Annotated in this window: 13 protein-coding genes and 1 tRNA gene; 7 read left to right on the forward strand and 7 right to left on the reverse strand. The window is 68.8% G+C overall.

The window, feature by feature from the left end; translation table 11 throughout:
• Positions 1–23: 23 nt before the first annotated feature.
• The 3 genes from secF to yajC form a co-directional block, all read right to left on the reverse strand.
• Positions 24–998 (reverse strand): protein translocase subunit SecF, encoded by a 975-nt coding sequence (gene secF / locus J2Y58_RS09710; protein WP_310102188.1) that lies wholly within the window; start codon positions 996–998, stop codon positions 24–26.
• Positions 999–1,113: 115 nt separating this feature from the next.
• Positions 1,114–2,715: a protein translocase subunit SecD gene (secD, locus tag J2Y58_RS09715; RefSeq protein WP_310102190.1), complete on the reverse strand. Its 1,602-nt coding sequence runs from the start codon at positions 2,713–2,715 to the stop codon at positions 1,114–1,116.
• Position 2,716: 1 nt separating this feature from the next.
• Positions 2,717–3,055: a preprotein translocase subunit YajC gene (gene yajC / locus J2Y58_RS09720; protein WP_310102193.1), complete on the reverse strand. Its 339-nt coding sequence runs from the start codon at positions 3,053–3,055 to the stop codon at positions 2,717–2,719.
• A gap of 140 nt (positions 3,056–3,195) precedes the next feature.
• Here yajC and J2Y58_RS09725 point away from each other — a divergent pair.
• From J2Y58_RS09725 to J2Y58_RS09755, 7 genes are all read left to right on the forward strand, one after another.
• Positions 3,196–3,272: transfer RNA gene (locus J2Y58_RS09725), tRNA-Pro, on the forward strand.
• Between the two features lie 102 nt (positions 3,273–3,374).
• On the forward strand, positions 3,375–3,782 hold the full coding sequence (locus J2Y58_RS09730) for a hypothetical protein (protein WP_310102196.1): 408 nt from the start codon (positions 3,375–3,377) through the stop codon (positions 3,780–3,782).
• Between the two features lie 25 nt (positions 3,783–3,807).
• Positions 3,808–4,686, forward strand: coding sequence for a 3-methyl-2-oxobutanoate hydroxymethyltransferase (gene panB / locus J2Y58_RS09735; protein WP_310102199.1), 879 nt, complete (start codon positions 3,808–3,810; stop codon positions 4,684–4,686).
• A gap of 69 nt (positions 4,687–4,755) precedes the next feature.
• Positions 4,756–5,475, forward strand: a complete 720-nt coding sequence (locus tag J2Y58_RS09740) for a tetratricopeptide repeat protein (RefSeq protein ID WP_310102202.1) — start codon at positions 4,756–4,758, stop codon at positions 5,473–5,475.
• Positions 5,472–6,797, forward strand: a complete 1,326-nt coding sequence (locus J2Y58_RS09745) for a PQQ-binding-like beta-propeller repeat protein (protein WP_310102206.1) — start codon at positions 5,472–5,474, stop codon at positions 6,795–6,797. Before J2Y58_RS09740 ends, J2Y58_RS09745 begins: the two co-directional genes overlap by 4 nt.
• A gap of 208 nt (positions 6,798–7,005) precedes the next feature.
• Entirely contained in the window at positions 7,006–8,370 is a 1,365-nt protein-coding gene (gene der, locus J2Y58_RS09750) for a ribosome biogenesis GTPase Der (protein ID WP_310102209.1), read from the forward strand.
• Between the two features lie 70 nt (positions 8,371–8,440).
• Positions 8,441–8,920 carry an Hpt domain-containing protein gene (locus tag J2Y58_RS09755; RefSeq protein ID WP_310102211.1) on the forward strand — a complete coding sequence of 160 codons (480 nt, stop codon included), beginning with the start codon at positions 8,441–8,443 and terminating at the stop codon, positions 8,918–8,920.
• Between the two features lie 36 nt (positions 8,921–8,956).
• On the opposite strand, the gene bfr is transcribed toward J2Y58_RS09755, so the two are convergent.
• The 4 genes from bfr to purL form a co-directional block, all read right to left on the reverse strand.
• Positions 8,957–9,472, reverse strand: coding sequence for a bacterioferritin (gene bfr, locus J2Y58_RS09760; RefSeq protein WP_310102213.1), 516 nt, complete (start codon positions 9,470–9,472; stop codon positions 8,957–8,959).
• Positions 9,473–9,560: 88 nt separating this feature from the next.
• A complete protein-coding gene (locus J2Y58_RS09765) occupies positions 9,561–9,731 on the reverse strand; it encodes a (2Fe-2S)-binding protein (RefSeq protein WP_310102217.1) in 171 nt (56 codons plus the stop codon).
• 53 nt (positions 9,732–9,784) lie between these two features.
• Positions 9,785–10,960: a DUF418 domain-containing protein gene (locus J2Y58_RS09770; RefSeq protein WP_310102220.1), complete on the reverse strand. Its 1,176-nt coding sequence runs from the start codon at positions 10,958–10,960 to the stop codon at positions 9,785–9,787.
• A gap of 117 nt (positions 10,961–11,077) precedes the next feature.
• The gene (gene purL, locus J2Y58_RS09775; RefSeq protein ID WP_310102223.1) at positions 11,078–13,294 is read right to left on the reverse strand and encodes a phosphoribosylformylglycinamidine synthase subunit PurL; all 2,217 of its coding nucleotides are present in this window, start codon (positions 13,292–13,294) and stop codon (positions 11,078–11,080) included.
• Positions 13,295–13,469 lie beyond the last annotated feature (175 nt).

Here is a 13,469-nt window from a genome sequence, read left to right on the forward strand (position 1 = left end):
CGCTGCGCTCCGATCCGGTCACGTCAGGTCCGCGGGCCGATACGCTCGGCACCCTCGATCGCGCTGCGGCCGCGCGCCGGCTTCTCGTTTTCCGGCTCGGCGCGCAGGCCGAGCGAGATGAGCAGCGACGACGAGACGTAGATCGAGGAATAGGTCCCGACGACGATGCCGAGCGTCATGGCGGCGGTGAAGCCGCGCAGCACGTGTCCGCCGAGGAACAGCAGTGCGGCGAGCGCCAGCAGGATCGTCACCGAGGTCATCACGGTGCGCGGCAGCGTTTCGTTGACCGACAGGTTGATGATCTCGCGCATCTCCATCTTGCGATAGCGGCGCATGTTCTCGCGGATGCGGTCGTCGATCACGATCTTGTCGTTGATCGAATAGCCGATGATCGTCAGCACCGCGGCGACGATGTTCAGGTCGAACTCGAACTGCGTCAGCGCGAAGAAGCCGAGCGTCATCAACAGGTCGTGGACGATCGCGACGATCGTCGACACGCCGAACTGCCATTCGAAGCGGAAGATCGCGAACAGGCCGATGCCGAGGATCGCGAGCACGACCGCGAGCACGCCGTTGCGGATCAGCTCGCCCGACACCTTGCCCGACACGGTCGAATAGCGGCGGAATTCGGCGCCGGGGAACGCCTTTGCCAGCGCGGCCTCGACCTTGCGGACCGCGGCGTTGGTCGCGCCTTCGTCGCCGCTCTGCTGGACCGGCAGGCGGATGGTGATCGTGCGCGGGTCGCCGAACTGCTGGAGCGAAGCCTCGCCGACGCCCTGCGCATCGACGACGCTGCGGACGCGGTCGAGATCGGGCGTCTGCGCGAATCGCTCCTCGATCATCAGGCCGCCTTCGAAATCGACGCCGAAGTTCAGCCCCTTGTAGAAGGTGAGCCCGACCGCCAGCACGCTGAGCAGCAGCGTCAGGCCGAACGCCCAGCCGCGCAGGCGGACGAAGTCGATGTTGGTGTCGTCGGGGACGAGCTTGAGCAGTTTCATGACTTCCTCGTCACCCCGGCGCAGGCCGGGGTCCGGCTTACAGAGCGCAGCGCGTGCGACTCTGGACCCCGGCCTGCGCCGGGGTGACGGTTGATGGGGCGCGCGGTCGGGTCGATCATATGTTGATCGTCTTGGGCTTGGCGCGGCGCAGCCAGCCGGCGACCAGCATGCGGGTGAAGGTGACCGCGGTGAACACGCTGGTGGCGATGCCGATCAGCAGGACGACCGCGAAACCCTTCACCGGGCCGGAGCCCAGCACGAACATGATGATGCCCGAGATCGCGTGCGTCACGTTCGCCTCGAAGATCGTGCGGCTCGCTTCCTTGTAGCCCAGTTCGACCGACTGCACCACGCCGCGCCCACGGTGGCGCTCCTCGCGGATACGCTCGTTGATGAGCACGTTGGCGTCGACCGCGGTGCCGATCGTCAGCACGAATCCCGCGATCCCCGGCAGCGTCAGCGTGCCCTTGAGCAGCGCCATCACGCCCAGGATGACGAACACGTTGATGACGACCGCGAGGTTCGCATAGAGGCCGAACCGGCCGTAGGTGACCAGCATGAACGCGACGACCAGCGCCACCGCGACCGCGGAGGCGAGGATGCCGGCGCGGATCGAATCGGCGCCGAGGTCCGGCCCGACGGTCGATTCCTCGACGATCTTCAGATCCACGGGCAGCTTGCCCGAACGCAGCGCGATCGCGAGCTGGTTGGCGCTTTCGACCGTGAAGCCGCCGTTGATCGCGGCGCGGCCGCCGATGATCGGCTCGTTGATGTTGGGCGCCGAGATCACGGTGTTGTCGACGATGATCGCGAACGGCTTGCCGACGTTTTCCTGCGTCGTTCGCGCGAAGCGGCGACCGCCCTGGCTGTCGAAGGTCATCGACACCTGCGGTGCATTCGTCTGCGGTTCGAACTCCTGCCGCGCATCGCTCAGCATGTCGCCGGTGATGATCGCCTGCCGCTTCACCGCGATCAGCGGGATGCCCGAGGGATTGTTGGGATAGGGCAGGATCTGATCGCCCGCCGGCGCCTGACCCTTGGCCAGCGCCTGCGGATCGGCGTTGACGTCGACCAGCTTGAATTCGAGCTTGGCGGTCTTGCCGAGCAGATCCTTGAGCGCCTGCGGATCCTGGAGGCCCGGGACCTGCACGACGATGCGGTTGCTGCCCTGGCGGATGATCGTCGGCTCGCGCGTGCCCATTTCGTCGATGCGGCGGCGCACGACCTCGGTCGCGTCGCCCATCGCGGTCTCGACCGCCTGGGTCAGCCCGGCGGCGGTCGGGGTCAGCACGAAGCGGCTGGTGTCGACGACCTGGATATCCCACTGCCGCTGCCCGGTCATGCCGGCACCGGTGCCGGTGATCTGGAGCAGCCGCTCACGCGCGGCATCGACCTGGCGCGGGTCGCGCAGCAGGAACGACAGCTGGCCGCCGCGGCTGGAGATGTCGCCGATCTCGATGCGCGGGTTCTGGCGGCGCATCTCGGTCTGCACCTGCTCGCGCATCGCCTCGACGCGCGCGGTGGCGACATCGTTGGTGTCCGCCTCGAGCAGCAGGTAGCTGCCGCCGGCGAGGTCGAGCCCCTTGTTGACGCGCGGCAGGTTCACGCCCCATTTCGCGGTCACGCTCTCGGGAATGAAGGTCGGGATCGACAGCGAGACAAGCGCCGCGAGCAGCAGCCAGATGCCGACGACCTTCCAGCGGGGAAAGTCCAGCATGTCAGTCGTTTGCCGGCTTGCCGCCGAGCGGCGTGACCTCGGCCAGCGTCGCCTTCACGACGCGGACGCGGGTGTTGGGCGCGATCTCGACCTCGACGAACGTGTCCTCGACCTTGGTGACCTTGCCGATCAGCCCCCCGGCGGTGACGACCGAATCGCCCTTCTTCACCGCGGCGACCGCCGCCTGGAGCGCCTTCATGCGGCTCTGCTGCGGGCGGATCATCAGGAAGTAGAAGACGACGAAGACGAGGAGCAGCGGCGCGAGGCTGATGAAGCCGGCGAGGCCGCCGCCGGAGGCGGCGCCGCTGGCGGTCTGCGCATAAGCGGGAGAGATGAGCATCGGTTTCCGTGCATGACCGTTGGGCGGCCGGGAGACGGCCGCGCGAAGTCGCTGCCGCTATCATCGCGGGGCCGCGCACGCAACATGCGGCCAATGCGCTTGCATCCCGCAACGAGCACGCGTAGAGGCGCCCCCTCGGTCGGGGCGTAGCGCAGCCTGGTAGCGCATCACACTGGGGGTGTGGGGGTCGCAGGTTCGAATCCTGTCGCCCCGACCAAGTTTTCCACCACATCGCCGGTTTCTTGCGACTCGCTGTCCCTGGCGGTGCGCTCGCGCTATGCTCGCGTCCATGGAGACGGGTGGCAGACAGCGCGGACCGATGTGGTTCCGCATCGCGGCGGTGGTGCTGGTGGCGTGGGGCGCGATGGGCGTCTGGGCCTGCTACACGCAACTGACGCAGGGTGCCGACGCGATGGGGCCGGCCAGCGACTACGACCGCGCGCTGTTCGCGCGTCTGCCGGGCTGGTACCGCCTCGATTACGCGGTGGCGACGGTGGCGATGCTGCTCGGCGCATGCGCGCTGCTGCTGCGCTCGCGACATGCGGCGGCGTTGCTCACCGTTTCGCTGGTGGCGGTGATGATCCAGTTCGGGTGGATGTTCCTGATGACCGACATCATCGCGGTCAAAGGGCCGTATGTGCTCTACTTTCCCCTGCTGATCCTGACCGTCGGCGCGCTGGCGCTGCAACTGGCGCATGTCGCGCGACGACGCGGCTGGATCGTTTGACGCGGGTGGCGTAGCACGCGGCCCCATGTCCACGACCTTCACGATCGACACCGCCACCAGCCGCGCCACGCCCGTGTCCGCGCCGATGAAGCGATTGACCGTTCCCGCGATCCGCGCGCGCAAGGCGGCGATCGCGGCGGGCAGCGGCGAGCCGCTGGTGATGCTGACCGCCTATACCGTGCGCATGGCGCAGCTGATGGACCCGCATTGCGACATGCTGCTGGTCGGCGACAGCCTGGGGCAGGTGATCTACGGCCTGCCCTCGACGGTGCCGGTCACGCTGGAGATGATGGCGGCGCACGGCGCGGCGGTGGTGCGCGGCAGCCATCATGCCCTGGTCGTCGTCGACATGCCGTTCGGCAGCTACGAGGCGTCGCCCGCGCAGGCGTTCGAGAGCGCGGCGCGGCTGATGAAGGAAACCGGCGCGGCGGCGGTGAAGCTGGAGGGCGGCACCGCGATGGCCGCGACGATCGCGTTCCTGGTCGAGCGCGGCATCCCGGTCGTCGGGCATATCGGGCTGACCCCGCAGGCGGTGAACGCGCTGGGCGGCTACGGCGCGCGCGGCCGCAGCCCGGCGGAGGCGCGCAAGATCGTGTCGGACGCGCGTGCGGTCGCCGAGGCGGGGGCGTTCGCGCTGGTGATCGAGGGCGTAGTGGAGCCGATCGCGGTCGAGATCACGCACGCGGTCGCGATCCCGACGATCGGGATCGGCGCGTCGGCGGCGTGCGACGGGCAGGTGCTGGTCGCCGAGGACATGCTGGGGCTGTTCGAGCGCACCCCCCGGTTCGTGAAGCGCTACGGCGACATGGCCGGCTTCGTCGCGGAGCGCGCGCGGCAATATGCGCAGGAGGTGCGTGCGCGGGACTTTCCCACCGCGGAGCAGCTCTACGCCCCCAAGGACTAGCCGGGCCTTTCGCTTATCCCCGCGACCGGCTACACGCCGGGCGTTTTTCCGTGAAGTCCGGAGTATTCGGTGGCCCTGACGCCGCAAAACAATGAAGCGTTCCTGCGCGAGGTCGACGACGAGCTGCGGCGCGACCAGGCGCTGCACGTCTGGCGCCGCTACGGCAAGGCGCTGATCGCCGCGCTGGTGATCGCGCTCGCCGCCTTCGCCGCGTTCCTGTTCTGGCAGCACCGGCAGGAGCAGGCCGCGGGGCGCGAGGGCGAGCAGTTGCAGAGCGCCTATGACGCGCTGGCGGCGAACGACGCCGCGTCCGCCGCGGCGCCGCTCGCCACGCTCGCGCAGTCGAAGCGCGACGGGTACCGGGTGATGGCGATCTTCACCCAGGCCGACGTGCTGCTCCAGAAGAACGACCTGAAGGGTGCCGCCGCCCGGTTCGCCAGCGTGGCGCAGGATGCGAGCGCGGCGCAGCCGTTCCGCGACCTCGCGCTGATCCGCCAGACCAGCGCGGAGTTCGACACGCTGAAGCCGGAGGTGATCGTCGAGCGGATGCGTCCGCTGGCCGTCGTCGGCAATCCGTGGCTGGGCAGCGCTGGCGAGCTGATGGCCGCCGCCTATCTGCAACAGGGCCGGCGCGACCTAGCCTCCCAGGTGTTCGCGCGCATCGCCGCCGACGCGCAGGTGCCGCGCTCGCTGCGTCAACGTGCGGTTCAGATGGCCGGCGTATTGGACGAAAAGACTCCAGCCGCGCCCTCCGCGCCGGCGACGATCGAAGGTAAGACGACGCGATGACGACACGGGTGGCGACCGGCCTGGCGCTCGCCGCGCTGGTGAGCTTGAGCGGCTGCGGGATCTTCAAGGGCGCGCCCAAGAAGACGCCGACCGTGGGCCAGCGCGTACCGATCCTGATGTCCGAGAATCAGGCAACGGTCGACAAGGGGCTGGAGAACGTGCCCGTGACCCTGCCGGTCGCGGCCGCCAACGATGCCTGGACGCAGCCGGGCGGCAATGCCGCCAAGTCGATGGGCAACCTGCTGCTCGCCTCGGCGACGCCGGCGAAGGTGTGGAGCGCGCAGATCAACGGCGGCAGCAACCGCGCGCGGCTAGCCGCCGGGCCGGTGATCGCCGAGAACAAGCTCTTCGTGGTCGACGTCGATGCGACGCTCCACGCCTTTGCCGCCGACACCGGCGCGAAGCTGTGGACGCGCGCGCTGCCCGACAATGACGAGAATCGCGACGCGCGGTTCGGCGGCGGCGTCAGCTACGACGACGCCAAGCTCTACGCCACCGACGGGCTGGGCGATGTGGTCGCGGTGAGCGCCGCGGACGGCAAGATCCTGTGGCGCGCCAAGCCGGGCGGGCCGCTGCGCGGTGCGCCGACCGTGGCCAACGGGCAGGTCTATGTGCTGAGCCAGGACAATCAGATCTTCGCGCTCGACCAGGCGGACGGCAAGGTCGTGTGGACGCAGTCCGCCAGCCTGGAGACGCAGGGCGTGTTCGGGGTCGCCGCACCCGCGGCGAGTTCGGGCACGGTCGTCGCCGGCTTCTCCAGCGGCGAGCTGAACGCCTATCGCTACGAGAACGGTCGCACCTTGTGGCAGGATGCGCTGTCACGAACCTCGATCACCACCTCGGTATCGAGTCTGGCCGATATCGACGCCGATCCGGTGATCGAGGACGGACGCGTCTATTCGATCGGGCAGGGCGGACGCATGGTCGCGCTGGAGATCGCGACGGGCCAGCGGATGTGGGAGCAGAACCTCGCCGGCATCTCGACCCCGTGGATCGTCGGCGACTGGATCTTCCTGGTGACGGACGACTCGCGGCTGGTCTGCCTGTCGCGCGCCAACGGCAAGCTGCGCTGGATCAGCCAGTTGCGCGGGTTCAAGAACGAGGAAAAGCGCACCGATCCGTACAACTGGTTCGGGCCGGTGCTGGCGGGTGACAAGCTGTGGCTGACCAACTCGCGCGGCGAGCTCGTCGGCGCGTCGGTCACCGACGGCAGCGTGCAGACGACGATCGCGGCGGGCGAGGCCTTTTCGATGAACCCGATCGTGGCGAACCAGACGCTCTACACGCTGGACGAGAAGGGCGTGATCACCGCCTGGCGGTGAGCGGCCGACCACGCCGTCGTCCTCACGGAGTCCCGTTCGCCCTGAGCCGGTCGAAGGGCGTGTCACACGCAATGCGCGGTGCTCCGGCTACGTGCTTCGACAGGCGCAGCACGAACGCCTTGAGCGTGCGATCGGCCGGCATCATCGTTCCGCGGGGGCGCTCGCGCGCACCCTATCGCACGCGCGGATAAATCTTTAGGTCACGCGCATGTCCCGTCTCCCCACCGTCGCGATCGTCGGTCGACCCAATGTCGGCAAGTCGACGCTGTTCAACCGTCTGGTCGGCAAGAAGCTGGCGTTGGTCGATGACCGGCCGGGCGTGACCCGCGACCGCCGCGAGGGCGATGCGCATCTGCTCGGACTGGAATTCCGCGTCATCGATACCGCGGGGTACGAGGACGAGGATCCGAACACGCTGCCGGGGCGGATGCGGCAGCAGACGCAGGCCGCGGTCGATGCCGCGGACGTCGCGCTGTTCGTGATCGACGCGCGGGCCGGGGTGGTGCCGCTCGACGAGGAGATCGCGCGCTGGCTGCGCGGGTCGGACACACCGATCGTGCTGATGGCCAACAAGGCCGAGGGGCGCGCGGGCGAGGGCGGGCTGTACGAGGCGATGGCTCTCGGCTTCGGCGATCCGGTCGCCTTCTCGGCCGAGCATGGCGAGGGGCTGGTCGAGCTATTCGAGGGGCTGCGGCCGCATCTGGAACCGCTCCAGCCCGAGGAGGAGGAGCCGGTCGATATCGAGAGCCCCGATGCGCCGCTGAAGCTGGCGATCGTCGGGCGGCCGAACGCGGGCAAGTCGACGCTGGTCAATCGGATCCTGGGCGAGGACCGGATGATCACCGGGCCCGAGGCGGGGATCACGCGCGATTCGATCGCGATCGACTGGACATGGGAAGGGCCGGACGGCGCGCGACAGGTGCGGCTGATCGACACCGCGGGGATGCGCAAGCGCGCCAAGGTGCAGGACAAGCTGGAGAAACTGTCGGTCGCCGATGCGCTGCACGCGGTCGATTTCGCGGAGGTCGTCGTGCTGCTGCTCGACGCGACGCTCGGGCTGGAGGCGCAGGATCTGCGCATCGCCGACCGCGTGCTGGAGGAAGGCCGCGCGCTGGTGATCGCGCTGAACAAATGGGACGTGGCGGAAAATGCCTCCAGCCTGTTCAACGGCGTGAAGAAGGCGCTGGACGAGGGACTGGCGCAGGTGAAGGGCGTGCCGCTGCTGGCGGTGTCGGCCGCAACCGGCAAGGGGATCGACCAGCTGATCGGCGCGGCGTTCGAAACGCGCGCGGCCTGGTCGCACCGCGTCGGGACCGGCGAGCTCAATCGCTGGTTCGAGCGCGCGATCGAGGCCAACCCGCCGCCGGCGCCGGGCGGCAAGCGGATCAAGCTGCGCTACCTGACGCAGGCCAAGACGCGGCCGCCGGGCTTCGTGCTGTTCGGCACGCGCGTCGACGAACTGCCGATGAGCTACCAGCGTTACCTGATCAACGGCATCCGTCGCGACCTGGGGTTCGGCGCGGTGCCGGTGCGGCTGACGCTGCGCGCACCCAAGAACCCGTTTGGCAAGTAATCCGCTTACCGGACGTTTACCGGTCGCGTTTATCCGACGGGTGGTGTCGGGGGGACGACAGGAGACGTACGTGTCGGTGGAAACGAGCAATCTGGTCGACGCTCCGGCACTGGCGCGCGCCCGTGCCGAGCTGGGCACCGATTTCGCGCGCATCCTCGGCTATTTTCGCGAGGACGGCGTCAAATCCTTGAGCGCGCTGGAAGAAGCGGTGCGCAAGGGCAATGCGGTGGCGATGGTAATCCCGGCGCACACGCTGAAGGGCGAGGCGCGCCAGTTCGGCGCGACCGCGCTGGCGACACTGGCGGAGAAGATCGAGGATCACGCGCGGCTGTGCATCGAGCATCACGATTCGCCCGAGGGTGCGATCGAGGATGTCGTGGCGCTGCGCCCGGTGCTGTTGCAGACGCTGGCGCTGCTGGAGCGCGACGGCGCACCGGTGGTGGCGGTGCCCGTCTCCGTTCCCGCGCCGGCGCCGACCGCGCCGGTCTTCGCGCCGGCCCCGCTGGTGCGGCCGCGCGGCCCAGGCGGTTTCGGGCGCAAGCAGGGATAGCGGCGGCGGCGCGTCACCGCCGCCGCCGCTCTCGGTTCAGCCCTTCAGGTAGGGGGCGGCGCCGCTCTCGGGCTTGTCGTGCTCGCTGATGGAGTTGAGCTGGATGTAATTGTGGATGCCCATCCGCTCGATCATCTCGAACTGACGCTCCAGCGTGTCGACATGCTCTTCCTCGCTGGCGAGGATGCGCGCGAACAGTTCGCGGCTGACGAAGTCCTTGACCTCTTCGCAATAGGCGATCGCCGCCTTGAGCTGCGCGACCGCCTCGATCTCCATCGCGAGATCGGCTTTCAGCGCTTCCTCGACCGTCTCGCCGATGCGCAGGCGGCCCAGCAGCTGGAAATTGGGCAGGCCGTCGAGGAACAGGATGCGCTCCGCCAGCCAATCGGCGTGCTTCATCTCGTCGATCGACTCGTGCCGCTCGAACTCGGCGAGCTTGTACACGCCCCAGTGATCGAACAGGCGGTAGTGCAACCAATATTGGTTGATGGCGGTCAGCTCGTTCTTGAGTGACTCGTTCAGGAAATCGATGACTTTCGGGTCACCCTTCATCGTGTCTGCCTCCAATGCAATGGAGGCGGGATACCGATGTGACCGCGCGGGCGGAAGATGAAAACCGTCTACCGGAGACTATAGCCGCTTACGCAGCGGCGCGTTCGTCGTCGATGATCTCGCGTGCGAACGCGACGCACTGTCCGCATTTGGCCTGTCGGCCGTAGCAACGATAGGCTTGGCATGCGGTGGTCGCGCCCGAGCGCGCGGCTTCGCGGACCTGACACTCGCGTATCGCATTGCAGACGCACACAACCATGGCGGCTCCCTTCCGACCCGCGATCGGTACCGCTACTGCGAATGGGTCGCAAGCTATTTTGCGTCGCGTTCGCAACTTTTGCGACGAAGCGCCAGCCAGCGACGCTGGGTCGCGCAGCGCCAGAGCCATTCGACCGGTCCGTGCGTGAAGCGCGCCAGCCACCAGCGCGGCCATAGCAACATCGCGCCCCATGCCGGCGGGATCAGCAGGTAGAGCGCGGCGCGGTCCCACCGGGCGAACTGGGCGGCACCCCAGCCATAGAACAGCGCGGTGAACGCGATGCTGCAGGCAAGATAATTGCTGAGCGCCACGCGCCCCGTCGCCGCCAGCCGTCCCTCGCGCGCGAGGAGCAGCAACAGAGCGGCATAACCGGTGACCGTGACCGGGCGGAGGAGCGGCGTGAGGACGAAGCTGGCGCGGACCACCGCATGCGCGTCGAAGTCGCCCGCGGCGGTGCGCCAGGCGAGCAACGCGTAGACGGGGAGCGTCGCCACCAGCGTCGCGCCGGCGATCAGGCGATAGCGGTGGCGGGGCCAGGCGCCGGTCAGGAAGCCGCTGCGCAGCCCCGCCATGCCGAACAGCATGTAGGCGAGCGTCTCGGGACCGTTGGCGAGGAGCGCGGTGACCGGGCCGGCTTCCTCGTGCCAGCGCCAGGCGACGTTGGCGGGCCACGGGCCGCGCAGCGCGGCGATCTCGCGCGCGAGCGCCGCGGGGGTGGTGCGGCCGAAGACCTGCTCGACGACCGGGCCGAGGCTCAGGAGCGCAAGGCCGTTGAACAGCGTCAGTAGCAGCGCGGCACCGGCGGCTGCGAGCAGCAGGCGCGTCGGCGCGGCGGTGAAGAGCAGCGCGATACAGCCGGTCAGGGCGTAGAGCGCGAGGATGTCGCCGCTCCACAGCAGGTAGAGGTGCGCGCAGCCGAGCACGAACAATGTGGCCATGCGGCGCAGGTGGATCGCGGCGCCGCTGTCGCCGCGCGCGTCGGCGCGCTGGATGACCAGCAGCATCGACGCGCCGAACAGCGCGGCGAACAGCCCGCGCATCTTGCCTTCGACGAGAATGAAGGTGAGCGCCCAGGCGGTGACATCGGCGCGTGCGGTGCCGCCCCACGCGGCGGGGGAGAAGTAGGCTTCGGTCGGCAGCGCGAAGCCGGGCAGGTTCGCGATCAGGATGCCGAGGACGGCGGCGCCGCGGAGGAAATCCAGCGCGACGAGGCGGGGGGCGGCGGTCATTTCGTCAACGCCTTCCCTCATCCCCGCGCCGGCGGGATCCGGATCCGCAGGTTTTTGCGGGAACGCCGCCGGCATGGTTCTGGAACCCCGCCGGCGCGGGAATGACGGGGCAGGGGGTTACAGTGCCGCTTCGGTGCTCATCAGCTTGGGGAAGAAGCCTTCGTGCGCCGCGCGCAGCTCCGCGAGCGGGACGCAGAAGTCGCCGCCGGCCAGTTCGAAGATCACGCGCGTGCCGATCGTGCGGCCGAGCGGCTCGGCCTCGACGTTGGCGTCGAGCGCGGCCTGCAGGAAGTCCAGCAGCGCATGGTCGTGGACGGTGACGACGTACACGCCCTGATCCTCGGCGAAGAGCGAGGCGGCGGTGTCGTAGGGCAACGCGCGGTCGATCATCGCGCCGATGTTGCCGGCCAGCGCCATCTCCGCGATCGTCACCGCGATGCCGCCGTCCGAGACGTCGTGGACCGCGCCGAGGTGCCCGGCGGCGATCTGCGCACGGATGAAGTCACCGGTGCGGCGCTCCAGCTCGAGGTCGACGCGCGGCGGCGGGCCTTCCTCACGGCCATGCAGTTCGCGCAGCCACAGCGATTGGCCGAGGTGGCCCGAGCGCGTGCCGACGACCACGATGATATCGCCGGTCTGCTTGAAGGCGATGGTGGCGTTCTTCTGCCAGTCCTTGAGCAGCCCGAGCCCGCCGATCGCCGGGGTGGGCAGGATCGCCGAGCCGCCGCCGGTCGCCTTCGATTCGTTGTAGAGGCTGACGTTGCCCGACACGATCGGGAAATCGAGCGCGCGGCACGCCTGCGCCATGCCGTCGAGACAGCCGACGATCTGGCCCATGATCTCCGGGCGCTGCGGGTTGGCGAAGTTGAGGCAGTTGGTGATCGCAAGCGGCGTCGCGCCGACCGCGGTGAGGTTTCGCCACGCCTCGGCGACCGCCTGCTTGCCGCCTTCGACCGGGTCGGCGAAGCAATAGCGCGGCGTGCAATCGGTGGTGATCGCCAGCGCCTTGTCCGTGCCGTGGACGCGCACGACCGCGCTGTCGCCGCCCGGGCGCTGCACGGTGTCGGCCCCGACCATATGGTCGTACTGCTCCCAGATCCAGCGGCGGCTGGCGATGTCAGGCGAGGCCATCAGCGCGAGCAGGTCGGCGGCGGGATCCTTGCTCTCCGGCACGTCGACCAGCGCCTTGGCGGGCGGGGTGGGGACGTGCGGGCGATCGTAGAGCGGGGCGTCGTCGGCGAGCGGGCCGAGCGGGATGTCGCACACCGTCTCGCCCTTGAACCTCAGCACCATGCGGCCCGTATCGGTGACGTGGCCGATGACCGCGAAGTCCAGCTCCCACTTTTCGAAGATGGCGCGCGCGAAATCCTCGCGGCCCGGCTTCAGGACCATGAGCATCCGCTCCTGGCTCTCCGACAGCATCATCTCATACGGGGTCATGCCCTCCTCGCGCTGGGGCACGTCGTCCATGACCAGCTCGATGCCGACGCCGCCCTTCGACGCCATCTCGACCGAGGAGGAGGTGAGGCCCGCCGCGCCCATGTCCTGGATCGCGACGATCGCGTCGGAGGCCATCAGCTCGAGGCACGCCTCGATCAGCAGCTTTTCGGTGAAGGGGTCGCCGACCTGCACGGTCGGGCGCTTCGCATCGGCATCCTCGCCGAAGTCCGCCGAGGCCATGGTCGCGCCGTGGATGCCGTCGCGACCGGTCTTCGAACCGACATAGACGATCGGATTGCCGACGCCGGAGGCGGCCGAATAGAAGATCTTGTTTGTTTCCGCGACGCCGACCGTCATGGCGTTGACGAGGATGTTGCCGTCATAGGCGGGATGGAAGTTCACCTCGCCGCCGACCGTCGGCACGCCGACGCAATTGCCGTAGCCGCCGATGCCGTGGACGACGCCCGAGATCAGGTGGCGCATCTTGGGATGATCCGGCCGCCCGAAGCGCAGCGCGTTCATGTTCGCCACCGGACGCGCGCCCATCGTGAACACGTCGCGCAGGATGCCGCCGACCCCGGTCGCCGCGCCCTGATACGGCTCTATATAGGAGGGGTGGTTGTGGCTCTCCATCTTGAAGATCGCCGCCTGGCCATCGCCGATGTCGACGACGCCGGCATTCTCGCCGGGGCCGCATATGACCTGCGGGCCTTCGGTCGGCAGCTTCTTCAGATGGATGCGGCTGGATTTGTAGCTGCAATGCTCCGACCACATCACCGAGAAGATGCCGAGTTCGACCAGATTGGGCTCGCGGCCGAGCGCGTGGAGGACGCGGTCGTATTCTTCCGGAGACAGGCCGTGGTCGGCGACGATCTGGGGCGTGATGGCGGTCATGCCCGCGCGCATAGCGGGAGGCGTGCGCGGATGCCAGATGCGGTGTGGTGCGGGTGGACGTTGGCGAAGGTTGCGCGGAGGGGCGCGCAGTGGGTGTGCGTCCCTCCCTTTCGGAGGCAGGGGCGACGGGTTCGCCGTCTTTCGTCATCCCCGCGGAGGCGGGGATCCAGACGCG

The sequence above is a fragment of the Sphingomonas sp. BE138 genome, from assembly GCF_031456125.1.
Lineage (GTDB): Bacteria > Pseudomonadota > Alphaproteobacteria > Sphingomonadales > Sphingomonadaceae > Sphingomonas.

Bases quoted from the DNA above. Each gene is read 5' to 3' on its own strand.
- secF (WP_310102188.1), bottom strand. From the start codon at position 998: ATGAAACTGCTCAAGCTCGTCCCCGACGACACCAACATCGACTTCGTC.
- secD (WP_310102190.1), bottom strand. From the start codon at position 2,715: ATGCTGGACTTTCCCCGCTGGAAGGTCGTCGGCATCTGGCTGCTGCTC.
- yajC (WP_310102193.1), bottom strand. From the start codon at position 3,055: ATGCTCATCTCTCCCGCTTATGCGCAGACCGCCAGCGGCGCCGCCTCC.
- J2Y58_RS09730 (WP_310102196.1), top strand. From the start codon at position 3,375: ATGTGGTTCCGCATCGCGGCGGTGGTGCTGGTGGCGTGGGGCGCGATG.
- panB (WP_310102199.1), top strand. From the start codon at position 3,808: ATGTCCACGACCTTCACGATCGACACCGCCACCAGCCGCGCCACGCCC.
- J2Y58_RS09745 (WP_310102206.1), top strand. From the start codon at position 5,472: ATGACGACACGGGTGGCGACCGGCCTGGCGCTCGCCGCGCTGGTGAGC.
- der (WP_310102209.1), top strand. From the start codon at position 7,006: ATGTCCCGTCTCCCCACCGTCGCGATCGTCGGTCGACCCAATGTCGGC.
- bfr (WP_310102213.1), bottom strand. From the start codon at position 9,472: ATGAAGGGTGACCCGAAAGTCATCGATTTCCTGAACGAGTCACTCAAG.
- J2Y58_RS09765 (WP_310102217.1), bottom strand. From the start codon at position 9,731: ATGGTTGTGTGCGTCTGCAATGCGATACGCGAGTGTCAGGTCCGCGAA.
- J2Y58_RS09770 (WP_310102220.1), bottom strand. From the start codon at position 10,960: ATGACCGCCGCCCCCCGCCTCGTCGCGCTGGATTTCCTCCGCGGCGCC.
- purL (WP_310102223.1), bottom strand. From the start codon at position 13,294: ATGACCGCCATCACGCCCCAGATCGTCGCCGACCACGGCCTGTCTCCG.